At 71.3% G+C, this 24,230-nt stretch carries 20 protein-coding genes and 1 pseudogene; 10 read left to right on the top strand and 11 right to left on the bottom strand.

Translation table 11 applies throughout. The features are described from left to right. Nucleotides 1-100 precede the first annotated feature (100 nt). Nucleotides 101-3,403 (top strand): AAA family ATPase, encoded by a 3,303-nt coding sequence (locus IQ210_RS46410; RefSeq protein ID WP_194085300.1) that lies wholly within the window; start codon nt 101-103, stop codon nt 3,401-3,403. A gap of 10 nt (nt 3,404-3,413) precedes the next feature. Here the strand turns inward: IQ210_RS46410 and IQ210_RS46405 are convergent, their stop codons facing one another. The 3 genes from IQ210_RS46405 to IQ210_RS46395 form a co-directional block, all read right to left on the bottom strand. Further along, complete coding sequence (locus IQ210_RS46405; RefSeq protein WP_322658607.1) at nt 3,414-6,203, bottom strand: helix-turn-helix transcriptional regulator; 2,790 nt, start codon at nt 6,201-6,203, stop codon at nt 3,414-3,416. Between the two features lie 89 nt (nt 6,204-6,292). Then, a complete protein-coding gene (locus IQ210_RS46400) occupies nt 6,293-6,736 on the bottom strand; it encodes a hypothetical protein (protein WP_194085299.1) in 444 nt (147 codons plus the stop codon). A 234-nt stretch (nt 6,737-6,970) separates the two neighbouring features. After that, a complete protein-coding gene (locus IQ210_RS46395) occupies nt 6,971-7,888 on the bottom strand; it encodes a phosphatase PAP2 family protein (protein ID WP_322658605.1) in 918 nt (305 codons plus the stop codon). Nucleotides 7,889-8,021: 133 nt separating this feature from the next. Here IQ210_RS46395 and IQ210_RS46390 point away from each other — a divergent pair, with 133 nt between their 5' ends. From IQ210_RS46390 to IQ210_RS46365, 6 genes are all read left to right on the top strand, one after another. Then, nucleotides 8,022-9,656, top strand: a complete 1,635-nt coding sequence (locus tag IQ210_RS46390; RefSeq protein ID WP_194085297.1) for a peptide ABC transporter substrate-binding protein — start codon at nt 8,022-8,024, stop codon at nt 9,654-9,656. 5 nt (nt 9,657-9,661) lie between these two features. Beyond that, nucleotides 9,662-10,585 (top strand): ABC transporter permease, encoded by a 924-nt coding sequence (locus tag IQ210_RS46385; protein WP_194085296.1) that lies wholly within the window; start codon nt 9,662-9,664, stop codon nt 10,583-10,585. Then, entirely contained in the window at nt 10,578-11,459 is an 882-nt protein-coding gene (locus IQ210_RS46380; protein ID WP_228049644.1) for an ABC transporter permease, read from the top strand. The genes IQ210_RS46385 and IQ210_RS46380 overlap by 8 nt, the downstream gene beginning before the upstream one ends. A 6-nt stretch (nt 11,460-11,465) precedes the next feature. Next, nucleotides 11,466-12,440 carry an ABC transporter ATP-binding protein gene (locus tag IQ210_RS46375; RefSeq protein ID WP_194085295.1) on the top strand — a complete coding sequence of 325 codons (975 nt, stop codon included), beginning with the start codon at nt 11,466-11,468 and terminating at the stop codon, nt 12,438-12,440. Next, nucleotides 12,433-13,440 (top strand): ABC transporter ATP-binding protein, encoded by a 1,008-nt coding sequence (locus IQ210_RS46370; protein ID WP_194085294.1) that lies wholly within the window; start codon nt 12,433-12,435, stop codon nt 13,438-13,440. The genes IQ210_RS46375 and IQ210_RS46370 overlap by 8 nt, the downstream gene beginning before the upstream one ends. A 70-nt stretch (nt 13,441-13,510) precedes the next feature. Next, nucleotides 13,511-13,735 (top strand): hypothetical protein, encoded by a 225-nt coding sequence (locus IQ210_RS46365; RefSeq protein ID WP_194085293.1) that lies wholly within the window; start codon nt 13,511-13,513, stop codon nt 13,733-13,735. Between the two features lie 5 nt (nt 13,736-13,740). On the opposite strand, the pseudogene IQ210_RS48610 reads toward IQ210_RS46365, so the two are convergent. The 6 genes and pseudogenes from IQ210_RS48610 to IQ210_RS46335 all read right to left on the bottom strand — a co-directional run. Next, nucleotides 13,741-13,953, bottom strand: a pseudogene (locus tag IQ210_RS48610) (hypothetical protein); the annotation flags it as partial. A 391-nt stretch (nt 13,954-14,344) separates the two neighbouring features. After that, complete coding sequence (locus tag IQ210_RS46355) at nt 14,345-15,151, bottom strand: L,D-transpeptidase family protein (protein WP_194085291.1); 807 nt, start codon at nt 15,149-15,151, stop codon at nt 14,345-14,347. Nucleotides 15,152-15,356: 205 nt separating this feature from the next. After that, nucleotides 15,357-16,565 carry a CU044_5270 family protein gene (locus IQ210_RS46350; protein ID WP_194085290.1) on the bottom strand — a complete coding sequence of 403 codons (1,209 nt, stop codon included), beginning with the start codon at nt 16,563-16,565 and terminating at the stop codon, nt 15,357-15,359. Then, nucleotides 16,562-17,137: an RNA polymerase sigma factor gene (locus tag IQ210_RS46345; RefSeq protein WP_194085289.1), complete on the bottom strand. Its 576-nt coding sequence runs from the start codon at nt 17,135-17,137 to the stop codon at nt 16,562-16,564. The genes IQ210_RS46350 and IQ210_RS46345 overlap by 4 nt, the downstream gene beginning before the upstream one ends. Before the next feature lie 407 nt (nt 17,138-17,544). Continuing rightward, nucleotides 17,545-18,468: a pyridoxamine 5'-phosphate oxidase family protein gene (locus IQ210_RS46340; RefSeq protein ID WP_194085288.1), complete on the bottom strand. Its 924-nt coding sequence runs from the start codon at nt 18,466-18,468 to the stop codon at nt 17,545-17,547. A gap of 112 nt (nt 18,469-18,580) precedes the next feature. After that, complete coding sequence (locus tag IQ210_RS46335) at nt 18,581-19,285, bottom strand: GNAT family N-acetyltransferase (RefSeq protein ID WP_194085287.1); 705 nt, start codon at nt 19,283-19,285, stop codon at nt 18,581-18,583. Nucleotides 19,286-19,415: 130 nt separating this feature from the next. Here IQ210_RS46335 and IQ210_RS46330 point away from each other — a divergent pair, with 130 nt between their 5' ends. Next, nucleotides 19,416-20,030 carry a TetR family transcriptional regulator gene (locus IQ210_RS46330; RefSeq protein ID WP_194085286.1) on the top strand — a complete coding sequence of 205 codons (615 nt, stop codon included), beginning with the start codon at nt 19,416-19,418 and terminating at the stop codon, nt 20,028-20,030. Here the strand turns inward: IQ210_RS46330 and IQ210_RS46325 are convergent. Next, complete coding sequence (locus IQ210_RS46325) at nt 20,016-20,315, bottom strand: hypothetical protein (protein ID WP_194085285.1); 300 nt, start codon at nt 20,313-20,315, stop codon at nt 20,016-20,018. The genes IQ210_RS46330 and IQ210_RS46325 overlap by 15 nt on opposite strands. A 336-nt stretch (nt 20,316-20,651) precedes the next feature. Here IQ210_RS46325 and alsS point away from each other — a divergent pair, with 336 nt between their 5' ends. Then, on the top strand, nt 20,652-22,370 hold the full coding sequence (alsS, locus tag IQ210_RS46320) for an acetolactate synthase AlsS (protein WP_322658597.1): 1,719 nt from the start codon (nt 20,652-20,654) through the stop codon (nt 22,368-22,370). Between the two features lie 22 nt (nt 22,371-22,392). Beyond that, on the top strand, nt 22,393-23,175 hold the full coding sequence (gene budA, locus IQ210_RS46315; protein WP_194085284.1) for an acetolactate decarboxylase: 783 nt from the start codon (nt 22,393-22,395) through the stop codon (nt 23,173-23,175). Nucleotides 23,176-23,243: 68 nt separating this feature from the next. Here budA and IQ210_RS46310 read toward each other — a convergent pair whose 3' ends face one another. After that, nucleotides 23,244-24,164 carry an alpha/beta hydrolase gene (locus tag IQ210_RS46310; RefSeq protein WP_194085283.1) on the bottom strand — a complete coding sequence of 307 codons (921 nt, stop codon included), beginning with the start codon at nt 24,162-24,164 and terminating at the stop codon, nt 23,244-23,246. Nucleotides 24,165-24,230: the final 66 nt, after the last annotated feature.

Here is a 24,230-nt window from a genome sequence, read left to right as displayed (position 1 = left end):
CCGCCCTGGTCATTCGCGTTCCCCTCCACCGAAATGGCAGCATGCACAAGAGCGCTCCTGGCGACGGATGGGACCGTGCGTAGCAAAGCAGGGGGAACCGATGAACGTACAAGGCAGGTTCTCCTCCCTGACCGCGATCGAGAACGGACCACCCGCACCCTCGCTCCCCTCCCTCCTGTACCAGGCAGCACCTGGCGATCCGGGCTTCGTCGGCCGGACCGCTGAACTGCGGGCGCTACGCGACTTCCTCATCGAGGCGACGGACCGGGGCGCGGCCCTCGTGGTGTCCGGGCAGGCCGGCACGGGCAAGTCGGCGCTGCTGGAAGCCGCAGTCCAGGCGGCAAGGGCCGACGGCATGCGTGTCCTACGGTGTGCCGGCATCCGCGGCAGCAACCCGCCCGACCTGTCCGGCCTGCTCCAGACCATCTGGCCGGTGCTGGCGAACCGAGCGGACCCGACCTACCCGGCTGTCCCGACTAACCCGGGGGTCCTGACCGACTCGGCGGTCCCGACTAACCCGGGGGTCCTGACCGGCCCGGCGGTCCCGACTAACCCGGGGGTCCTGACCGGCCCGGCGGTCCCGACTAACCCGGGGGTCCTGACCGGCCCGGCTGTCCCGACTAACCCGGGGGTCCTGACCGGCCCGGCGGTCCCGACCGACCCGGGGGTCCTGACCGGCCCGGCGGTACCGACCGACCTCGACGCGCTGTTCAGCGTGCTGGTCGACGGTGCTCCCGCCCCGGGCGACGGACACTCCTGGCCGGCCTTCGCCGTCCTCGACGTGCTGGCAGCCGTCAGCCGCGCCGGACAGCCCCTGCTGGTCGCCGTCGACGACTGGGACGCGCTGGACGAACCCAGCAGACAAGTGCTGACGTTCGTCGCCCGGCGGGCACAAGGCTCTCCGCTGGCCCTGCTGATGACCTCCCGCCCGCACCGCACCCTGCCGAGCCCCCTGACCGGCCTTCCCACACTGCCCCTCGGCCCGCTCTCCCCGGCCGAATCCGCTCTGCTCCTGGCCTCGCGACGTCCCGGTCTCGGCGCGGAGACCGTGCGCGAACTCCTGGCGACCGCCGCCGGCAACCCCCTGGCACTGCTGGAACTGCCCGTCCCGTCCGAGGACACGGTGCCCGGCATGCCCGCCTCCTCCGACCGGCTGGCCTCCGCCATGGCACCGGGCGCCGCGGGGCTGCCGGCCGGGACCCGGGACCTGCTGCTGGTCGCGGCACTGTACCCGGAGGGCGACCTGACACTCCTCCTGTCCGCCGCCTCCAGGATCGGCGGCACCGCACTGGACTTCGCGGCACTGGACCCCGCGGAACGCGCGGGCCTCGTGACCTTCGACGGCACGCGGCCGTACTTCGGCCACCCCGCGATGGCAGGGGCGATCGTCCACGGCACCGACCCACACCGGTGCCGCGCCGCGCACGCGGCCCTGGCGGCCGTCCTGCCACCCGGCTCGGTACGGATGCTGTGGCACCGTTCCCAGGCGGTGGAGGGACCCGACCCGGAGCTGGCGGCCCGCCTGGAGGCCGTGGACGGCGACGCGCTGGAACTGTGCGAGCCGAGGATGGCCGTACGACTGCTGCGGCGCGCGTCCGACCTCTACGAGGACCCCGCCGACCAGGGCCGCTGCGCCCTGCGGGCCGCACAACTCGCCCAGCTCCTCGGCCTGGAACGCATGGCCCGCACGATGGCCCACCGCGCCCTCCGCCACCCGCTGGGCCCCCTGGGCACCTTGTGCGCCGAGGCCCTGACAAGGATCGGCCCCACTGACGCACAACCCCCGACCTCACCGCTCACCACCGGCACCCTGCCCCCCACCGCCCCGGCCTCCTCCGCCCCGGCCTCCTCGGCCTCCACCGCCTCGGCCTCCACCGCCTCAGGCTCCACCGCCTCGGCCTCCTCCGCCTCGACCTCCTCCGCCCCCAGCTCCGCACCGCCCGATCGCGCCGCCCCTGTCCCCACCACCCTCGGCTCCGCCACCCCCGTCCCCACCACCCTCGGCTCCGCCACCCCCGTCCCCACCACCCTCGGCTCCGCCACCCCCATCCCCACCGACCCAACCCACTGGCCCACCCCCATCGGTGCCGTCGAGCAGGAGAACGCCCTGGAGCTGGCCCGCATCATCGCGCCCGTCCTCGTCGGTGACGACGAGCGATGCGAGGCGCTGGTGGCCTTCCTCGACCGTATGCCGGACCGCGCGGACGACTCCCGGTGGCTGCACGCCATGGCGATGGTCCGCCCACTGGACCGGGCCGGCACCGTCCTCGCGAACATCCCCGCCGACCGGCACCTGACTGACCTGCCGGTGCGCGACATCGAACGCCTCGGGCAGAGCGCGATGTACGCCGGTGACCCGGTCCGGGCCATGGACCTGTTCCGGCAGGCGGAGCGCCGCCGCTTCCACGCCCAGCCGGAACAACTGCCTTGGGCGCTGCTCCGGCAGGGACTGGCACACCTGGGCATGGGCAGCTGGGCCCAGGCCGAGTACGCCTTCCGGCGATGCGTGAAGCTGGCCGACAGCGCGTACCGCCAGGACCACCATGCGGCGGCCGCCCGGCTTCTGCGGGATGTCGTACGGGCTACGCGCACCGGCACTCCGCCGGGCCCGCGCAGTGCGCGTGATCTGGCGGCGGCCAGGCGCTCGATGCCGACGATCGAGTCGGTGCTCGCCGTCTACACCGCCTGGGCCCTGGTGGAGGGCGGCGACTCCGCGTCGGCCCTTCCCGCGTTGACGTCACTGCTCACAGACCCGCACACGCGCTCGATCGCCCTGTTCGCCGTGGTGGCCTTCGCCGAGGCCGCCAAGGCCGAACAGGCCTCCCCGGAGGCGCTCGCGATGCTTGACGGGCTGGAGACGGAGCTGGGCGCGCAGTGCCCCCCGGCGGTCGCTCTGCGGTTCACGGTGGCGCGGGCCGTCCTCGCGGACGAGCACGACGCTCAGGCGATGTTCAAACGGGCCTTCGCCGAGGACCTGTCCCGCTGGCCCTTCCTGGAGGCGCCGCTGCGGCTGGCCGAGGGGAGATGGCTGCGACTGCGCTGGCAGTTCGCCGACGCCCAGGCCACCCTGCGCCAGGCGGCGGCCGCCTTCACCATGCTGGGGGCCGAGGCCCGCGCCCCACGGATCGCCGCGGAGCTGAGGGCCTCCGGGGAACGCGCGGACGGCGCCGCTCCGGGCGCGTCCCGACCCACCACGGCGCGCGAGCTGCTCACCGCCCGGGAACTGCGCATCGCCGAACTCGCCGCCCGCGGACTGTCCAACCGCGAGATCGGCGAACAACTCGGCCTCGCACCACGGACCATCGGCGCGTACCTCTACCGCATCTTCCCCCGGCTGGGAGTGACGTCCCGTGCACAACTGGCCGAGACACTGAGGGACTTGAAGGACCCGCACACCCCCTGAGCCTCCCGCGTCAGTCGGCCCCGAACTTCGCGGCGAGCTGCGCCCGCGAGGAGACGCCCAGCTTCGGGAAGATCTGGTACAGGTGCGAGGAGACCGTACGGGGTGACAGGCGCAACTGCTCCCCGATGGCCCGGTTGGACAGGCCGCGGGCGGCGAGCCGGGCGATGGTGAGCTGCTGCGGTGACAGCAGGTGAGCGATGCCGTCCACATCGTCCTCGCCGGACGGCCCGTCCGCCGCCCAGCCCGTCGCCCGCAACTCCGAGGCGGCCTGCTCGGCGCGCGACGGGGCCCCAAGGGCCCGGAACACCGACTCGGCAGCCGCCAGCGGCGCCCTCGACTCGGTGACGCGCCGCCGACGCCGCAACCAGGCCCCGTAGCCGAACTGGGCCATCCCGTGCAGCAGCGGCGACACCTCGATCCCGGGCCGCAGCACGTGACGGTGGCGCTCCTCCGCCTCCTCGTCCGGGGCGAGCACCGCGTCCGCGTAGGCCACGATCCGCTCCAGCAGCGGGGAACACCCCGCCCGCGTCAGCGACGCGACCTGGGCGGCGACGGTCCTGGCGTCGGCCTGCTCCCCGGCGGGCAGCGCCGCCTCCGCCAGGAAGGCGAGGCCCCAGAACTGCTCGAAGGCGTACGGCGTCCTCGGGTCCGCGAACAGCGAGCGCAGCCGGGCGTAGGCCTCGGCGTAACGGCCCGTGCCGGCCGCGGTGAGCGCGCGGGCCAGCACGGCCAGGCTCAACTGCCGGTCCTGGCCGACGCGCAGGGAGGACTCCTCGACCTCCGCGGCGCATTCCGTCGCCCGGTCGTGCTCTCCGCGCAACGCCGCGACGATGGCCAGCATCCCCGTGGCCCGCGCCGCCCAGTCCGACTGCGCCGTCCGCTCGGCGATCACCCGGCTCTCCTCGGCCAGCGCCAGAGCCTTGTGCCACTGCGTGCCGAGCCAGATCTGACACATCGTCCGCGGTACGAGCATCAGCGGCAGCTGCCCGTACCGGCCCGTGGCACGGAAGGCGGCCTCCACCTCCTCGAGGAGCGGCTCCGCCCGCTCGAAGTCGACGGTGAGGGTGGTCACCTGGCTGAACAGGCTGCGCCCCTCGACGTCGGAGGGCCGCGGCACGGGCTGTGGGACCGGTGGCCGCGGCACGCTCAGGGGGTCGATCAGCGACAGCACGACGAGATACCAGCCGTCCCGGGGCCCGGCCCGCAGTTCCTTCGCGGTGCGCAGGACCAGGTCGCGTTCCCTCGATCCGACCTGCTGCCACCGGCATCTGCGGGCCGCCGCGAGCAGCAGCTTCTGCGGGAGCGCGGCATCCTGCCCGGCGACCGCGCGCGCCGCCTCGCACAGCTCGACGACCCGCTCCCGTCCGGCCGCGCTGCTGCCCGGCAGCAGATCGTGCACCCGCAGCAGCAGGGCGCGCCCGAGCGTCCCCGACTCGGTCGGGTCGATCTGGCCCACCTGCCGCAGGGCCTGGTCCACCAGCCCGTGGTCACAGGCCAGTTCGGCGGCCCGCAGCAGCCGTACCGCCCGCCGTTCCGGGTCCGCCGACAGCCGCGCCGCACCCTCCAGCGCGGCGAGCGCCACCAGCACCCCGGTGACCGAACGCGAACCGGCTGCCAACCGCTCCAGCCGCTCCGCGAGGTCCTCGTCGGGACCCGCCACGCACTGCGCCGCGTGCCAGGCGGCGTGGACAGGACTGCCGAGGCTCCGCCCGAGCGCGGCGTGCACCGCCATACGCCGTGCAGCCGACGCCAGCCGCACAGCGGCGGCACGCAGCAGCGGCTCGCGGAACAGAACCCGAGAACCCTCGGCGCCCTCGTCGACCGCCTCCACGACCAGTCCGCGAGCGACGAGCTCCGCGAGACCGGCACGGGCCGCGCCGTCGTCGCCGAGCAGGGAGGCGCTCGCGGCCAGGATGTCTGGCGTGCACGGCGAGGTGCTCAGCGCGGCGGTGAGCAGCACGCAGCGGGCGGACGCCGCCAGCGTCGCCCAGTCGTACGCGTACGCCTCGGCCAGGCGCGGCGTCGCGGGCAGCATGCCGAAACCGGCCGTGTCCCCGACCGGGCTTCCGCCCAGGGAGAGCTCGGTGAGAGCGAGCGGATTGCCGCCCGCCACGGCGAGGACGAGCTGCTCCTCGCCGTACCCGCCGACCCGCCCGGCACGGGCCACGAGCGCGCGGGCGTGCACGTCGGGCAGCGGCCCGAGCGCCACGGCGGCGCCATTGGGATACGACGACCATGAACCGCCGCCGGCACGCTCGGCGACGATCATGCCCACCGACCCGGAGCCGGCCGGAGCCGAGCCGCAGAACCCCGCCAGGATGAGCAGGGCGTCGCGGCTCGCGGCGTCGAGCCGGTCGAGGTCGTCCACGCACAGCAGCACCGGCTCCGACAGCGCGGCCAGCAGCCGCAGCCCCGCCGCGGCCGTCTCCGGGGGGTCGGGCACGGTACCGCCGCCGGTGAAAGCGGCGCGCAGGACGGCACGCTCACGGTCCGGCAGGTCGCCGGCATGGGCCAGAACGGGACGCAGAAGGCCGTGCAGGGCGGCATACGGCAGTTCTTCCTCGCCGGGTGCCCACGCAGTCGACAGCACACGTATGCCCTGCCCCACGGCTTCGGCCGCGGCCAGCCGCAGGACGGTGGACTTTCCCGTACCGGGCGCGCCGCTCAGGTGGAGCAGCCCGCCGCCTCCGGGCAGACCCGCCAGCAGCGAGGCCACCAGCTCCCGCTCCCGCTCCCGACCGAGCAGGCCGGTGCCGGCCGAGCCGGTTCCCTCCGCCGTGCCGACGTGCGCCCTGATCACGTCTCCTCCGCTTCCCCCGCCGTCCGCAAGCCTGCCCTTGCCCCCTGGTGGCCTCTATCGTCGCAGGCCGGACAGTCCGCGGCACGCGTTCAGCCGTGCGCCCCGTCTTCCGCGAGCCCGCTGTCCGCGCCGCCGGCCGCGGCCACCGCGTACAGGTCACGGATGCTGACGGCGGCCCCCGACTCCAGACGGCTGAAGACCCAGTCGATGGGATGGCACTCCCGGGCGTCGGGCAACACCACGATGAAGGGGGCGGCCGTGGGGTGGGTGGCCGGTGCGGGCCGCCAGGTGCCGCCGATGTGGCGCGTCACGATCTCGCCGAGGTAGCAGCCGAAGGCGACGAGCGATTCGGCCATCTCCTCACCGCTCACACCCTCGGCCCGGAAGCCGTCGACGATGTCCTCCACGACATCGATGCTGTCCGGGCCGTAGTCCAGCGCCGCCTCACTGATGTCGGCCGCGGCCGCCACGATCGCGGCGGCGAGCTGGGGCGCACTACCGGGTTCGAGCGGGGAGTTCAGGTGCACCTGCATGTTGGTCCTCGGGCTGTTGCCGTCAATGAGGTCAAACTAGCCGCAGAACACCCGTCTACACATGTCCCTGCCCGGTTCGCGCCGGAATACGACCGTCCGGAGGCGATGCGGTACGCACATGTTTCTGTCCGTGAGGCAGACAGACACCCCCGGGAAAGCGCCAGAGCTCCGCTTTGCGCACGTGGGCTGCGCACAAGGTGTCTGCCGGGAACGGCGTTGTCGGGATCCCGGTTCTCACACGGCGCAGCGCCGCAGCAGGGCGAGCCACGCCAGCGAGGTGGCGGCCCCCGCTCCCGCCGCCAGGGCGTGCCCCGCCGTATAGGCGACACCCGGCGCGGACCACGCCGGAACGGCCCCGGAGGCGGCGCCCACGAGCAGGATCCCGCCGGTGCCCAGCCCGGTGAACGCGACGAACATCAGGGGGCCGGTCACCAGCAGGGCTCCGGCCCGGTGTCGGCGCCCCGACGCGGCACGCACTCCGCCGAGGCGGGCCAGCACCGAGGTGAGGCCGCAGGCGACGGTGAGGACGACCAGGTCGGCGCCGATGACATCGCTGGGGCGGTGCCACCCGGCGGCCACGGTGTAGGCGCCGACGTAGGACGCCCACACGGCGCACACCCCCACGGCGGCGGCCCGCATCCGGTACGGCACGACCAGGGCCAGCCCGAAGACCACGCTCATCGCGATAGCCGTGTGCCCGCTGGGGAAGCTGTTGTCCAGCAGCCGGGGCGACGCGCCCACCAGGTCCGGGCGCCGCAGCACCAGGCGCTTGAGCACTTCGCTCAGGGCGAGTGACCCGCCCACGACGCCCACCGCGACCGCCGTCTCGGCGTAACGCCGGCGCACCGCCCCGATCAGCACCAGCAGGGCCACGGCGCCGCCCAGGGACATCACCGTGATCTGGTCCAGCACCCGGTCGGCCCGGTGCACCGCGGCCAGCGACTCGTCGTGGGCGCGTCCGGCCCACACGGAGTTCTCCCAGCGCTGGCCCGCGGCCGTACGGACGAACGCCGCGTACACCAGCAGCTCCGCCGTGGCGGACGCGGCCGCGGCGGCGGCGAGCCGGACCGCTACGCGCCGGGAGAAGCGCTGGTCTCGCCGATCCCGCAGGTCTGGCTCGTTTCGCTTGCTCTCGGCAGCATGCAACGTCACACATACGAATGTAGGTGTGTCCGGAGACGGGACATATCGCACGGACATGTGATGTCGGGCAAGAGGTGCCGAAACTACCTTGACCTACCTGAAACCAGTCGACGTCGCGGGCGAGCCCCTCAAGGAGAGACCCATGCGAGCACATACGTATGCCACCTGGCCCGCCCTCACCACCGCCGTGGCCCTCACTCTTACCGGTTGCAGCGGTGTCGGTGGCTCCGACGGCGGGAACGGCGGCGGCGCCGACGTGCTCAGTGCGGTCTGGGGCGACCCGCAGAACCCCCTGGAGCCGGCCAACACCAACGAGGTGGAGGGCGGCAAGGTCCTCGGCATGATCTTCCGTGGGCTCAAGGAGTACGACCCGAGGACCGGCAAGGCCGAGAACGCGGTCGCCCAGAACATCACCACCGAGGACTCCCGCACCTTCACCGTCACGCTGAAGAAGGGCTGGAAGTTCAGCAACGGCGAGCCCATCACCGCGCACTCCTTCGTGGACGCCTGGAACTACGGGGCGAGCCTCAAGAACAACCAGAAGAACGCCTACTTCTTCGGCTACATCGAGGGCTACGACAAGGTCCACCCGGACAGCGGCAAGCAGACCGCGGACATCCTGTCCGGCCTGAAGGTCGTCAACGACCAGACCTTCACCATCCGGCTCAGCCAGAAGTTCTCCACGTTCCCCGACACCCTCGGCTACGTCGCGTTCGCACCGCTGCCCAAGGCCTTCTTCACCGACCACGCCGCATGGCTGAAGAAGCCGGTGGGCGACGGGCCTTACACGATCGAGTCGTACACCAAGGGTTCGCAGATGCAGCTGCGCAAGTGGGACGCCTACCCGGGTGCCGACAAGGCCCAGAACGCCGGCGTGGACCTGAAGGTCTACACCGACAACAACACCGCCTACACCGACCTGCTGGCCGGCAACCTCGACCTCGTCGACGACGTCCCCGCCCAGCAACTGACCAACGTCCACAAGGACTTGGGCGACCGCTACCTCAACACCCCGGCCGGCATCATCCAGACCATCGCCTTCCCGTTCTACGACAAGGCCTGGAACACGCCCGGCGCCGCGAAGGTCCGCAAGGGCCTGTCCATGGCGATCAACCGGGCGCAGATCACCAAGACGATCTTCCAGAACACCCGCACCCCCGCCACCGACTGGACCTCCCCGGTGCTCGGCGCGAGCGGCGGGTACAAGGCCGGACTGTGCGGCGCCGCCTGTGCGTACAACCCCACCGAGGCCAAGAAGCTCATCCAGGAGGGCGGTGGCATCCCCGGCGGGCAGCTCAAGATCACGTACAACGCCGACACCGGCTCGCACAAGGAGTGGGTGGACGCGGTCTGCAACTCCATCAACAACGTCGTCGGCAACGACAAGGCCTGCGTGGGCTCCCCGGTCGGCACCTTCGCCGACTTCCGCAACCTCATCGGCCAGGACAAGATGACCGGACCGTTCCGGGCCGGCTGGCAGATGGACTACCCGCTCATCCAGGACTTCCTCCAGCCGCTGTACTACACCGACGCCTCCTCCAACGACGGCAAGTGGTCGAACAAGAAGTTCGACCGGCTCGTCGACCAGGCCAACGCGCAGACCGACCCGAAGAAGGCCGTGGAGCTGTTCCAGCAGGCCGAGGGGGTCCTCCGGGACGACATGGGCGCCATCCCGCTGTGGTACCAGAACGGCAGCGCCGGCTGGTCCAGCAGGCTCTCGCACGTCGCCCTCGACCCGTTCAGCGTCCCGGTCTACAACGAGATCAAGGTCGGCTGATCGATGTGGGGCGGTATCTGATACGACGTCTGCTCCAGATGATCCCGGTGTTCATCGGAGCCACGCTCCTGATCTTCCTCATGGTGAACGTGCTCGGCGACCCGGTGGCGGGCCTGTGCGGCGACAAGGCGTGCGACCCGGCCACCGCCGCCCAGCTCCGGCGGGAGTTCGGGCTCGACAAGCCGGTGCTGGAGCAATACCTGACCTACATGGGTCACCTCTTCACCGGTGACTTCGGCACCGCCTTCAACGGCCAGAAGGTCATCGACCTGATGAGCACCGCCTTCCCGGTCACCATCCGGCTGACCGTCGTGGCCATCGTGTTCGAGATCGTCCTCGGTCTCGGCCTCGGCGTCCTCACCGGTCTGAGCCGAGGACGCGTCCTGGACACGGCGATCCTGCTGCTGACCCTCGTCGTCATCTCGATCCCGACCTTCGTCACGGGCCTGGTGCTCCAACTGCTCCTCGGCGTCAAGTGGAACTGGATCTCCCCGTCGGTGTCCACGCAGGCGCCCTTCAGCGAGCTGATCGTGCCGGGCCTGGTGCTGGCGTCGGTGTCGCTGGCCTACGTCACCCGGCTGACCCGTACCTCGATCGCGGAGAACCGCCGCAGCGACTACGTCCGTACGGCGGTGGCGAAAGGCCTGCCCCGCCGCAGGATCATCACCCGCCACCTGCTGCGCAACTCGCTGATCCCGGTGGTCACGTTCATCGGCACGGACATCGGTGCCCTGATGGGCGGCGCGATCGTCACGGAGCGGATCTTCAACATCCACGGCGTCGGCTACCAGCTCTACCAGGGCATCCTGCGCCAGAACACCCAGACGGTGGTCGGTTTCGTCACCGTCCTGGTGCTGGTCTTCCTGGTCGCCAATCTGCTCGTCGACCTCCTGTACGCCGTACTCGACCCGAGGATCCGCTATGCCTGAGCCGACGGCACCCGCCGCCCCACAGGCCGTGGCACGCAGTCTCAGGTCCGACGCGATCCGCCACCTGCTGCGCAACCCGGTCTTCGTCCTCTCCGCCCTGGTGATCATCTTCCTGATCGTCATCTCCCTCTGGCCGTCGCTGATCGCCTCGGGCAACCCGCTCAAGTGCGACCTGGCAAAAGCGCAGCAGGGCTCGCAACCAGGCCACCCGTTCGGCTACGACGGCCAGGGCTGCGACGTCTACACCCGTACCGTCTACGGAGCCCGTACGTCCGTCACGGTCGGCGTCTGCGCCACGCTCGGCGTCACGGTCCTGGGCTCGGTCCTCGGCGGCCTCGCCGGCTTCTTCGGCGGCCTGTGGGACACGATCCTGTCCCGGATCACCGACATCTTCTTCGCCATCCCCGTCGTCCTGGGCGGCCTGGCCCTGCTCTCCGTGGTCACCGGCGGCACGGTGTGGCCGGTCATCGGCTTCATGGTGCTGCTGGGCTGGCCGCAGGTGTCCCGGATCGCGAGGGGCTCGGTCATCACGGCGAAACAGAACGACTACGTGCAGGCCGCGCGTGCCCTGGGCGCCTCCAACTCCCGTCTGCTGCTGCGCCACATCGCGCCGAACGCGGTGGCCCCGGTGATCGTGGTCGCGACCATCGCGCTCGGCACGTACATCTCTCTCGAGGCGACGCTCTCCTACCTAGGCGTCGGCCTGAAGCCGCCCACGGTGAGCTGGGGCATCGACATCTCCGCGGCCTCCCCGTACATCCGCAACGCCCCGCACATGCTGCTGTGGCCGGCCGGCGCCCTCGCGGTCACGGTCCTGGCGTTCATCATGCTCGGCGACGCGGTCCGCGACGCCCTCGATCCGAAGCTGAGGTGAGCCGTCGTGCTGCTCGAAGTGCGCGACCTGCACGTGGAGTTCAAGACGCGGGACGGGGTCGCCAAGGCGGTCAACGGGGTCTCGTACGGCGTCGACGCGGGGGAGACGCTGGCGGTGCTCGGCGAGTCCGGGTCCGGAAAGTCCGTCACCGCGCAGGCGATCATGGGCATCCTCCCGTCCCCGCCCGGCCGGGTCACCGCGGGTGAGGTCCTGTTCCAGGGCCGGGACCTGCTGAAACTGAAGGAGAGCGAGCGGCGGAAGGTCCGTGGCGCCGAGGTGGCGATGATCTTCCAGGACGCACTGTCGTCCCTCAACCCCGTGCTGAGCGTGGGGGATCAGCTCGGTGAGATGTTCGTGGTCCACCGGGGCATGGCGAAGAAGGACGCGCGGGCCAAGGCCGTGGAGCTGATGGACCGGGTGCGTATCCCGGCGGCGAAGGAGCGGGTCAAGCAGTACCCGCATCAGTTCTCCGGCGGTATGCGCCAGCGCATCATGATCGCGATGGCGCTGGCCCTGGAGCCGACGCTGATCATCGCCGACGAGCCCACCACGGCCCTCGACGTCACCGTCCAGGCCCAGGTGATGGATCTGCTCGCGGAGTTGCAGCGCGAGTACAACATGGGGCTCATCCTCATCACCCACGACCTCGGCGTGGTCGCCGACGTCGCCGACCGCATCGCCGTGATGTACGCGGGGCGCATCGTCGAGCAAGCCCCCGTCCACGACATCTACAAGGCCCCGGCCCATCCGTACACACGCGGCCTCCTGGACTCCATCCCCCGCCTGGACCAGAAGGGCCAGGAGCTGTACGCGATCAAGGGGTTGCCGCCGAACCTGATGAACATCCCATCCGGGTGTGCGTTCCACCCGCGCTGCCCGATGGCCCAGGACATCTGCCGCGCCCATGTCCCTCCACTGGACCAGCTGGACAACTACCGGCAGAGCGCCTGTCACTTCTGGGAGGAGTGCCTCGATGGCTGAACCGATCATTGAAGTGACCGGACTGGTCAAGCACTACCCGCTCACCCAGGGCATCCTGTTCAAGAAGCAGGTCGGTGCGGTCAAGGCCGTTGACGGTGTGGACTTCACGCTCAACAAAGGGGAGACCCTCGGGATCGTGGGGGAGTCCGGCTGCGGCAAGTCAACTGTTGCCAAGATGCTGGTCAATCTCGAGCAGCCGACCGCCGGGTCGATCAAGTACAAGGGTGAGGACATCACCAAGCTGTCCGGCAGAGCTCTCAAGTCGGTCCGTCGCAACATCCAGATGGTCTTCCAGGACCCGTACACCTCGCTCAACCCCCGCATGACGGTCGGCGACATCATCGGGGAGCCGTACGACATCCACCCCGAGGTGGCCCCCAAGGGCGACCGGCGCAGGAAGGTCCAGGACCTCCTGGACGTGGTCGGCCTCAACCCCGAGTACATCAACCGCTACCCCCACCAGTTCTCCGGCGGCCAGCGCCAACGCATCGGCATCGCAAGGGGATTGGCCCTGCGCCCGGAGGTGATCGTCGCCGACGAACCGGTCTCCGCGCTCGACGTCTCCGTCCAGGCCCAGGTCATCAACCTCATGGACCGCCTCCAGAACGAGTTCGACCTCTCCTACGTCTTCATCGCCCACGACCTGTCGATCGTCCGCCACATCTCCGACCGCGTCGGCGTGATGTACCTCGGCCGGATCGTGGAGATCGGCCGGGACGCGGAGATCTACGACCACCCCACCCACCCCTACACCCAGGCCCTGCTCTCCGCCGCCCCGGTCCCCGACCCGGAGGCCCGCGAACACCGCGAACGCATCATCCTGGCCGGCGACGTCCCCTCCCCGACCAACATCCCCTCCGGCTGCCGCTTCCGCACCCGCTGCTGGAAAGCACAAGAACGCTGCGCGACGGATGTGCCGGTGCTCGCCGTTCCTGCCGGATTCCGTGACACCGGCGGGGCGGCGGCCCACGACTCGGCGTGCTTCTTCGCCGAGGAGTGAGGGCCCGGCAGGGCGCCGCGGTCGCTGGCCGCCGGCGACCTGCACGGTGCCGCCGTCCGTCACGGAGGAGGTGACGTCGCGTCCGCCGGCGGTCAACCCGAGCAGGCTGCCGTGGGTGTCGCCGGTGCCGCCCGTCCCGTCGTCCTTCCAGGTCTCGGTGAGGGGAGCCACCGCGCCGGAGGCGGCCGCGGACGGCGAGCGACCGTCCCACAGGTCACCGCGCACCGTCTGCGAACTGCCCGGATCGGCGCCCGTGACGTCGACGACGAGCTCGTCCCGGTCGGCGCGCGTGTAGATGGCCGCCGTCATGCCGCCGCCGGACTCGGTCAGGACACCGTCGTACAGGTCCAGGCGGGCGGAGAAGTCGTCCGCCCCGGTGATGGTCTTCAGCCCCGAGATCGTCACCCGCCCCGGGGACCTGCGGTCGGGGAAGGTGTCGCCCCGGTTGAGGTGCACGGTGAAGCCGTCCGCCGCCCACACCGCCGCGCCTAGCGTGCCGTTGCCCAGCGGCATGGACTCGGTGGGATCCGTACCGGGCCGGCCGATCACCACGTCGGAGCGGTGGACCAGCGCGGAACGGTCCACCTGGAAAGCGCCGTTCTGCCACGCGGTCGTCGCGACGGCCGTGGCCGCCGCCGTCTGCCGGGACGCTTGCGGAGCGGCGAGCGCGGGCGGGGGGGATGATGCCGAGGGTCACGGCGCACACGGCACCGGCCACGAGGAGCGGGCGCCGGCCCGGTCTGTGTCTGCGGGACGGCTGTCGCCCGTCGACTGAGGGCCGCTGGTCGGCGGTCATTGTGTATCTCACACGGCGATGACGTGTACGGGGCGAACCCGAGTTCACCCGCTCCGTCGTCGATGACCGCATACGTGTGCCGTGGCGAGGACTGTGCGCTGCGGAGCGTCAGCGGGTGAGGGATGCTGCGTCGCCCAGGACGGCGACGGGACGGTCCGCGGGGTTGAGCATACGCAGCAGCTGCTTCATGTGGGCCTTGGAGAGGCTGATGCAGGCATGTGTGGGTCCGCCGTGGTCGACATGGATCCAGATGCCTCCTCCGCGGCTCGGCCCCATCGGCTTGGTGCCGTCCATCGGTGAAGTGCCCGGCTGCCTGTTGTAGTTGAGGGCGATGACATAGTCGAAGGACCCGGCCAGCGATTCGCCTTCGAAGCCGGTGCCGCTGACCGAGAAGGCGCCGGACCGGTGGTAGGGCAACTCGGTGCCGGGATCGGCCAGTCGTCCGCCGGCGTCGGTGAGGCCGAACACCCCTATGGGGCTGTGCAGATCGCCCACGTAGTGCTTGTCCGTCCAGCCCCGGTAGCCGTTGTGGGCGGCCCATACCTCTCCGCGGCGCCAGCCGCCGTCGACTCGTTGCCAGAGCACTGCCTGCGAGGACGAGGAATCCTTCGCCTCTCCCGTCACCACGAAGACCTGCCGGGCGTTGGCCGGGATACGAGCCAGCGTCTTCGGCCCCAACCCCGGCAGATGCGCGGGCAGTTGGGGACGTGGCTGAACCGTCGCCGACCCGGCGGGCGATGCGGACGGTACGGGCAGTGGGTCCGCGGTCGACGTTTCGGCGGCCTGGTCGGTGCTCGCGGCCGGAACGCGGGCCGCATGGGCGTCGCCCTCGGCCAAGTGGTGGTACGTGGGGATCCCCAGTGCGGCGACGACGAGTGCCGCGGTCGCAGAAAGGCGGGGCCTGCTCAGGCGCATGAATGTCGGCTTTCTCAGGAGGTTCGAGGAGCTCCGGGGCAGGGCGTGGTGCCCCGAGGCCCGGGCGGTTCCGCGAGGTGTACGGCGGTGAGGGAGGGAGGCCCTGGCCGCGCCGCCGGGACCGCGGCCCCTCGCAAGGAGTCGCGGTCCGGCCTGGGTTCGCTCGCCGCTGTGCGCCGGTCTGCGGGCGCTCCGGCGTCCCGGATCAGTTCTGGGCGTTCTTCGGCACGGTGATCTGGCGCTCGCTCCAGCCCATACGGCTGGTCGCCTGGTAGTTGACCACGGTGCCCGCCTTGAGACCGGCGCCCTGGGCCCTGGCCGAGGGCTCGGTGAGCAGGAGTTCGTCGCTGAGCATGTCACCGGTGGAGGGGTCGATGACGAGCCGCTGCCTCGTGGTCCCGAGCGGCGTCCGGTAGGCGCCGGGGAACTCGACTCCCACACCTTCGCGCCCCAGGGGGTCGGTGACATGACCGACGACACGGACACCGGGCAGATCGGCCATCAGCCGGTACGCCGCCGCCCGGACGCCCGGCTTGACGGGCATCGTGACGAGGTTGCCCGCCTGCCGCAGCACCCAGGCACTGCGGTCGGACGCCGCCCCCTCGGTGCCGTTGCCCCGCGCGTAGAGCCCTTCCAGGTGGCGGCGCAGCCCGTCACTGGTGGTCGGCAGTGCCTGCAGGTCCTTGTAGGAGACGTTGTCCGGTCCGACGGCGTAGATCTTGCCACCGACGTCCGTCCGCATGACCGTCGGCCGCCCGGCCCCCATCTTGAGGGCGAGGGCATGGGTGTTGGCCGGCTGTCCGACCTCGATCCGCACCGTACGGGGCGAACCGACGGCCTGCCACGTCGCCTTGTCCGCCGCAGTCCGGGGCTCGGTCCGGGAGTCCAGATCGGAGACCATCAGACTCTTCGTCCCGGGCCGCACCCCCACTGACCAGGCCTCGGTCGACGAGCTGCGTACGGCGAACAGCCTTCCGCTCACCTCGGCGACATCCACGTACTGCCCCAGCGTGGTGGTCTGCCAGTACGTCCCCGCGGCGGGCGAGGCCTCCGCCTTCCTGGCCGCGCTGAGCAGTTGGATACGTCCGTCGAGCCGCAGGTCCGGGGCCGCGCTAGGCGACTGAGCCCCGACGGAGGCCTGTGGCGACGCCGCGGACCGCTCTGCCGGTCCCTGCCGGTCGAAGGTGCCCACGGACACCACCACGGACGCCGCCACCGCGACGAGGGCGACCGCCCCCAGCGGACGGACCCGCGGCGACCGGCGTGCCGCACGGGTGTTCGCGGGTTCGGAGACGATGCGTCCGAGGTCCTGCCGCTGCCGTGCGAGGTCGGTCAACCGCGCCGGGTCCAGTTCATCGGGGCGCGCGTCCGCGAGTACCCGCAGGACGTCAGGTCGCTTCTGGGAGTTCTTCACGCGGGTGCTCCTTCGCGGTGCGGTCGGGGGGTGCCCGCGGCGCGTGCCGGCGCTGCCTCGGACGGGTCGGGCTCCTGCGCTGTTTCCAAGGCCTTCTCCAGGCGGCGACGCGCACGGTAGAGACGCACGGCCAGGGCAGCGCCGGTGCATTTGAGGACTTGGGCGGCTTCCTTCGTGCTCAGGCCGTGCCAGGCGATCAGGGTCAGCAACTCCCGGTCGCTCTCCGGCAGACTCGCCAGGGCCTGCAACGCGATGTGCCGGTCGGCGATCACCGCTGCCACGTCACCGGCCTCGTCCCGGGCGCCGCCGACGATGCGCTGTGCTTCCTCGGCGGCCACGAGATACCTGAGGGCGTCACGGCGGCGCATCTCACGCGCCAGGTTGCGGGCCACCCCCAGCAGCCACGGCAGGCTCGGGTGGGGGACGTCGTCATGGATCCGCCGCCAGGCGATGGTGAACGTCTCGCTGGTGATGTCCTCACCCACCTGACGTCCCACCAGGCTGATGGCGTAGGCGAGGACGCGTGGGTAGCACTCCTCGTAGACATGGTGGAAGCGCTCGGCAGACGTCACGAGCACCCCCTCATCTCGGCTTTCATACCTGGAAATGCGAGCAGCGGCCCGCTTCTTACAGGCGGGGAGGAGATTTCTGTGTGATCGCCGTCACGTCACCTTATGAACCCCGGGCCACCGTGCTTCCGTTGTGCTCGATGTGAAGCCCTATCACCCAGACGGCGAGGCAGACTCCGGGGCTGTCCCGCCTGCCTTCCCTGACCGTGAATGCCCGCGGTGCGGATCCTCAGGCATCCACCGCGGCCCCAGAGCCCATCCGGGCATTCTCACCCTGCAGTGTGCGAACAAGACCTGTGACTGGCGGTCGAGCCTCACGGATTGACGCCTGACGGGGTGGCGGCGCCACGGAGTCGGTCTCGGACGATGTCCCTCTCAAACCATCCCGGCCACGGGGCGTCCGTGCCCGCTCAGGCGCCGCCGGCCCGGGACGCGGACGCGGTGGCCAGCGTCTTCAGCGCGGGCCAGTCCACGCGTGGCCGGTCCAGGTTGCGCCTGCGGAGATACGTGTTCGCCGCGCGACGGGCGTTGCGCAGGGTGCGGGCACCGCCGTCCCCCGACGGCTCGACAACGCGGTGCGGCACCAGGAGCCAGCCGTCGCCGGACCGGCGCAACTCGCCCCGCACCACTGCGTTGTAGAGGCCGGCGAGCCGGTCGTCGTGGCGGTGCACGAGCAGCGAGGCGGGACCGGCCACCACTTCGCAGTCGGCGGCGGTCTCCACCAGGAACCCCTCGGGCGTCGCCTGGACCGGTGTCCGCATGAGCAGGGGAGCGCCAGAAGCGTCCCGGGCACCGAGGACGGCGGTGGAAAAGCGCGCGAGGATGTCGGCGCCGGGCACGGAAGAACCCGCATCCGCGGCGACGTTCGGGTCGCCGGACCGCACGGACAGGGACGGTCGGGTGGTGATGCCGGTGGGGGTGACGGTGATCAGCAGCCGCAGGTAGTACCAGTCCATGAGCCACCGCGCGGGCAGGTCCACGTAACGTCGGCTGTCAGGCTGGCGGTCGAAGAGCATCGACCAGTACGCCTCGTCGCCGGCCGGCGAAGTGACGATCTCCTCCGGGCAGACCGCCGTACCGGAGACGAACACCTGCTCGGCGGCGTCCAGTCCACTGCCGGTGGGATCGGAGAAGAGCAGGGCGACGCGACCGTCACGACGAACGTTCAGCGCCTTCTGGGCGAAGGCGAGCGAGGTGGTGATGAGGAAGGTGCCGTCGTCGCGGCGGAGGGCCGCCGTCGGCCAAGCGATCGGTGTCCCGTCCCGGGCGAGCGTGACGAACTCACAGGTCCGGTAGGCGTCGACCGTCTCGGCGACTGCCGCATCAAGCAACATCGGGCAGGGAACCTAACTGTGTCTGGGGCGAGGGGCGTGCCGCCCTGTCACTGGGACGGCAGGAACACGCCGCCAGGTTCATCGCATGTGCTCGCGGGGACGGCCGACACGGCTACGCGGAAGTCTCCCGCGGCGCCGCTATTTCACGGAAGGAAAGACGGGTGCGGTGCTCGAAGCCCAGCGCGCCGTACAACCGCAGCACGGCTTCCTGATCGGCCTTGGCATGCAGGAACGGGGTGGCGCCCTGCCGGACCACGAGCCGGCACAGATGTTTCACCAGACGCTGGGCCAGGCCTCTGCCCCGGTGTTCGGGGAGCGTGCAGACCGTGCTCACCTCGGCGAACCCCGCGGGGCGCATACGCAGGCCGGCCACGGCCACGAGCTGCCCGTGCGCGCGGAACCCGAAGTATTGCGCGTACCGCAGACTGCGGGGCAGGAAGGGGCCCGGTTTCGTCGCCTCGACCAGAGCGAGGATCTCCGGCGCGTCGTCGAACCCCAGCACGCGCACCTGCTCGTCGTACCGGACCACCGGGTGGTCCGCGACGAGTTGCACACCCTGGGCGTGTGACACCTCCGTCCACCCGGGAGGGAGCTGGAGGTCCTGGCCCACGAGGTAGAGCACCTGCCCCGGTCCCGCGAGAAGAGCGGCGTCGTGCCAGTCCTGTGCGTCAGGGGCGTCCGGCAGCGCGGCAAATGTGGCCAGGCCGGGTTCGTACCGCAGCACACGGCCGCGCCGGACCGCGAAGCGCGCGTGTTCCCCCGTGAGTGAGGCCCGCACCGGCACGTCCAGGAGGTGAGATATCGCTTCTGTGGTCATTCGTGATTGTCTTTCCAAGCGGCCGGGATCGCCGGGACCAGAGCCCACACCGTCGAGCCCGGGCATCGTCGGCTGGGGTCGGCTACCGTCCAGGTGTGACTGAAACGACTGTTTCACCTATGGTAGCCCGGTGACCACATCCCCGCGCAACTCACCTCGCCAGAGGGAACTCCTCGAGGCGGCATACGTATATGCCCTGCGCAGCGGAATCAGCGACCTGTCCCTGCGTCCGCTGGCCGAGGCCATCGGCAGCAGCCCACGTGTGCTGCTGTACCTGTTCGGCAGCAAGGACGGACTCATCCGTGCTCTGCTCGCCCGCGCCAGAGCGGATGAACTCGACCAGATCGAGATGCTGGCCGGCGAGTACGCGGCGGACGAGGCCGTCACATCGATCGCCCGCCGCCTGTGGCGGTGGCTTTCCGACGATGCCCGCCGGGGCCTGGCGGCGCTGTGGGTGGAGAGCTACGCCCGGTCGGTGATGGAGCCGGACGGGCCATGGGGCGGTTTCGCCCGCGAGACGGTCAGCGACTGGCTCGAGCTGCTCGCCGCGGGCAGACCCGCCACGGGACGTGGGACAGCGGCGGCTGAAGCGGAGTGCACCCTGGTGCTGGCCGTCCTGCGCGGCGCGCTGCTCGATCTGCTGGCCACGGGCGACGTCGCCCGCACCACAACCGCTGTGCACCTCCAGCTCGATCTGCTGGACGGAACACGTATCCACGGCGACGGCGTGTCAGACAGGCCCTAGCAGCCGCGCACCCGCGCCGGCCGGCACCGTCACGATCAGCGCGCCGCCAGTGCCCGGTACACGCCGGCCCCCGCCATCCCGTACGCCAGGTGCGGAACGATGTCCGACACCCAGGACGAAGGACTCCAGGTCCTGGGGTCGGTCACCTTCATCGCGGTGGCCGGTAGGTCGCTGCCCGTAGCCGAGCAGTGCCCCGACGGCCTCCTCGCGGTGGGCCTTGGTCTCGCCCTCTCCCAGTCCGATCCCGACGCCGTGGGTGAGGCGGCCCGCGACGGTGGCCGGCATGGCGCCGGCCCCCAGGCCGCACAGCTCGTCAGCAGGAATGGAAGTGCACACGACGCGCCGAAGCCGGACATCACCACCGTCGGGCGTCAGATCGTATGTTTCTCGATCACGACGACCTGCGCGATGGAGCAAACCCCACATTCGTCATTGAGGTGTGTAGAGGCGGCCCCACGGTCGGACACGCACTCGCCGCGTGCCTTGCACCGCACACATGTCTCGTCGCGACAGTGCCCGGCACGAGTGTGATCCTGAAGGCAGACCGGGGGACTGTTCGGCCCGTCCGCCGTGACGCGACGGGGCCCTGTTCCGCGTGCCGTCATACAGCGAGGTGAAAACGTGAGCGAACCCGTCCGCCCCGTACTGCCCGCCCGCGGTGCCGTCGAGCCCCCCGTCGAACCCGTCAGGTCCGCCCAGCGGGTGGTGGAGGGCCTCCAGGCGAACGGCGTGCCGTACGTCTTCGGCATCCCCGGCGCGAAGATCGACGCCGTCTACGACGCGCTGGCCGACGCGGGACCACAGGTCGTCGTGTGCCGGCACGAACAGAACGCGGTGTTCATGGCCGCGGCCGTGGGACGGCTCACCGGCGTGCCGGGCGTCGTCCTCGTCACCTCCGGGCCCGGCACCAGCAATCTGGCCACCGGCCTGCTGACCGCCACCACCGAACAGGACCCGGTGGTCGCCCTGTGCGGCGCGGTCTCCCGCGCGGACCGCCTCAAGCGCACCCACCAGTCGATGGACGCCACCGCGCTGCTGGCCGCCGTCACCAAGGCGGCCGGCGAGGTGAGCCATCCCGACAACGTTCCCGAGGCGCTCGCCAACGCCTTTCGCGTGGCGCTGACCGAGCCGCGCGGCGCCGCGGCCGTCGTCCTGCCCGCCGACGTCGCCGCCGAACCCACCCGGGCCGTCATCCGCGAGTCGCTGCCCGTGCCGCCTGTCGGCCCCGCGCCCGGCGAACAGGTCCGCCGGGCCGCCGAACTCCTGCGCAGCGCCCGCAACCCGGTGCTGCTGGTCGGCGCGCGCGGCGCCGAACCGGCGGCCTGCACGTCGATCCGCACCCTGATCAGCGGCACCGCCCTGCCGGTGATCGAGACCTTCCAGGCGGCCGGTGTGGTCTCCCGCGACCTGGAGAGCCACTACCTGGGCCGGGTCGGCCTCTTCCGCAACCAGCCCGCCGACGCCCTCGCGGCCACCGCGGACGTCATCCTCACCGTCGGCTACGACCCGGTGGAGTACGACCCCGTCCTGTGGAACCCCGAGGCCGGCCGCACCATCGTCCACGTGGACGCCGTACCCGCGGAGATCGACAACCACTACCAGCCCGCCCTCGAACTGCGCGGCGACATCGCCGCCACCCTGGCCGAACTGGCCCGGGAGCTGGGGCCGATGCCGCCGACCGCCGAGGCGGAGGCCGCCGTCGCCGCCCACCGCGCCCGCCTGACCGCCATCGACGAGGAAGCGCGCACCCGGCCCGGCACCGAACGGGGCCTGGACCCGGCCGCTGTCTGCCTGAGGCTGCGCGACCACCTGGACGACGAGGCCACCATCGCCTGCGACATCGGCTCGGTGTACATCCACATGGCCCGGCACTTCCGCGTCTACGAACCCCGGCGCCTGCTCTTCTCCAACGGCCAGCAGACCCTCGGCGTAGCCCTGCCCTGGGCGATGGCGGCCACCCTCGTCCGCCCCGGCACGCAGGTCGTGTCCGTCTCCGGGGACGGCGGATTCCTGTTCTCCGCGCAGGAACTGGAGACCGCCACCCGGCTCGGGCTGGCCTTCGTCCACGTCATCTTCCGTGACAACACCTACGACATGGTCGGCTTCCAGCAAGTGCTGAAGTACGGGCGCAAGAGCGGCGTGACCCTCGGCGACTACGACACCGTCGCCTTCGCCGAGGCGTTCGGCGCCCGGGGCGTACGCGTGACGACCATGGCGGAGTTCGACGACGCGCTGCGCGCGGGCCTGGCCGCCGACCGGCCCACGATCATCGACGTCCCGGTGGACTACTCCGGCAACACCGAGCTGGGCGAACACCTGATCCGCGGCGCGTTCGCCTGAGGATGCGAGGAGAGCACCACACATGTCCCGAACCGACCCCACCCCCCTGCACCGCCTCCTCACCGCGCTGCGCCACCTCGCGCCCACCCGCCCCGCCCCACCGGTCCTCTACCAGACCTCGACGATGGCCGCCCTGCTCGCGGGGGTCTACGACGGCGACGTGACCGTCGCCGAACTCCTGCGCCACGGCGACTTCGGCCTGGGAACCTTCGACGCCCTCGACGGCGAGATGCTCGTCCTGGACGGCGTGTGCCACCGCCTGCGGGCCGACGGCACGGTCCAGCGGGCCGCCGACGACGACCGCGTCCCCTTCGCCGCGGTGACCCGGTTCCCGCACGGACGGCCCGTCAGCCTGTCCGGTCCCCTGGACCGGGCGGCCACGTACGAAGCCGTCGGCCGGCTGCTCACGAGTGTCAACCTCGTCCACGCGATACGGATCGAGGGCAGCTTCGCCCGCCTTCGCTGCCGCACGGTTGCCCGGCAGCCCCGTCCTTACCCGCCCTTGTCGGAGGCGACGGCAGGGCAGGCGGAGAACGTCTTCCGCGACACGCGCGGCACCCTCGCCGGCTTCTTCACCCCCGACTACGAGCAGGGCGTCTCCGTCGCCGGACACCACCTGCACTTCCTCGACGAACCCGGCGACCACGGCGGCCACGCCCTGGACTTCACCCTCATCGAGGGCCAGGTCACCGTCGCGCCCCTGTCCGAACTGCGCCTACGGCTGCCCACGACCGACGAGTTCCTGCACGCCCGCACCCCGTCGGCGCCGCTGGACGAACAGATCCGCCGCATCGAGAACGGCTGACGGCCCCTCGGCCCCGGCGGACGGGCCATCGCCGCGGGGCCGTTGCGGGCTGTGTGACGGACTGTGGGTCACTTGGTGAGGTGGGTGGTGAAGTAGTCGGTGAGCTTGTCGATGGCGGGGTCGATGTACTGGCGCTTGTCGTAGAGGTCGACGTGGCTGGCGCCGGGGATGCGGTGCAGTTCCTTCGGTCCGGTGGCCACCTGGTGGGCTTCGGTGGCCATCCAGGCGGTCACGGCGCGTTCGCCGATGATCTGCAGGATCGGGCGGGGGCCGATCAGGGGCACGGAGCGGAAGACGTCGCTGGAGGCCATCTTGTCGATGCTGTCCCAGGTGAGGAACTTCGCGGAGCGCTCGTGGTAGCCGCGGGCGCCGCAGTAGTACTCCCAGCCCTCGATGCCGTGCTCGCCGCCCAGGGCGCCGGCTTCCTCGGCGGTGTCGGGGAACATGGTCAGCACGCCGGGGTCCTCGCCGCGGGCGGCGCGGGTGCGGGCGGTGGCAGCGGCGTCCAGCAGGGTCTGGAAGACGGCCGGGTCCTGGGAGCCGTCGGCGCCGAAGCGGAACTGGCGGGCGGGTTCGGCGGTGGACACCGCGGCCACGGCCCTGACGCGGTGGTCGCCGCCGGTGGCGGCCAGCGCGTAGCCGCCGGAGGCGCAGATGCCCAGCAGGCCGATCCGCTCGGGGTCGACCTCGGGCCGGGTGGTCAGGTAGGACACGGCGGCCTTGAAGTCCTCCACGCGCTGGGCGGGGTCCTCGAGCCCGCGCGGCAGGCCGCCGGACTCGCCCTGGTAGGCGGCGTCGAAGGCGAGGGTGACGAAGCCCCGCTCGGCCAGCAGCTGCGCATAGGTGCCGGACGTCTGCTCCTTCACCCCGGTACCGGGGTGACCGACCACCAGCGCCGGACCCGCAGAGACCGCCGCGGTGTCGGGCAGGTAGAGGTGCGCGGCGATCTCGATACCGGCACTGTCGAAACTGACACGAGTCCTGGCCATGGAAAACACTCCTGAGAATCGGTGACGAACGGGGGTCGAGCGCCCGGTCTCCGCCGGGCACATGTC

The organism is Streptomyces justiciae (assembly GCF_015163075.1).
In the GTDB taxonomy this organism is placed as follows: Bacteria; Actinomycetota; Actinomycetes; order Streptomycetales; family Streptomycetaceae; genus Streptomyces; species Streptomyces justiciae.
The sequence above is the reverse complement of the archived record's forward strand: the minus strand, read 5'-3'. Positions and strand labels throughout refer to the sequence as shown.

Coding starts and splice junctions, on each gene's coding strand:
- IQ210_RS46410 (WP_194085300.1), top strand. CDS start 101: ATGAACGTACAAGGCAGGTTCTCCTCCCTGACCGCGATCGAGAACGGA.
- IQ210_RS46400 (WP_194085299.1), bottom strand. CDS start 6,736: ATGCAGGTGCACCTGAACTCCCCGCTCGAACCCGGTAGTGCGCCCCAG.
- IQ210_RS46390 (WP_194085297.1), top strand. CDS start 8,022: ATGCGAGCACATACGTATGCCACCTGGCCCGCCCTCACCACCGCCGTG.
- IQ210_RS46380 (WP_228049644.1), top strand. CDS start 10,578: ATGCCTGAGCCGACGGCACCCGCCGCCCCACAGGCCGTGGCACGCAGT.
- IQ210_RS46370 (WP_194085294.1), top strand. CDS start 12,433: ATGGCTGAACCGATCATTGAAGTGACCGGACTGGTCAAGCACTACCCG.
- IQ210_RS46355 (WP_194085291.1), bottom strand. CDS start 15,151: ATGCGCCTGAGCAGGCCCCGCCTTTCTGCGACCGCGGCACTCGTCGTC.
- IQ210_RS46340 (WP_194085288.1), bottom strand. CDS start 18,468: ATGTTGCTTGATGCGGCAGTCGCCGAGACGGTCGACGCCTACCGGACC.
- IQ210_RS46335 (WP_194085287.1), bottom strand. CDS start 19,285: ATGACCACAGAAGCGATATCTCACCTCCTGGACGTGCCGGTGCGGGCC.
- IQ210_RS46325 (WP_194085285.1), bottom strand. CDS start 20,315: ATGCCGGCCACCGTCGCGGGCCGCCTCACCCACGGCGTCGGGATCGGA.
- budA (WP_194085284.1), top strand. CDS start 22,393: ATGTCCCGAACCGACCCCACCCCCCTGCACCGCCTCCTCACCGCGCTG.
- IQ210_RS46310 (WP_194085283.1), bottom strand. CDS start 24,164: ATGGCCAGGACTCGTGTCAGTTTCGACAGTGCCGGTATCGAGATCGCC.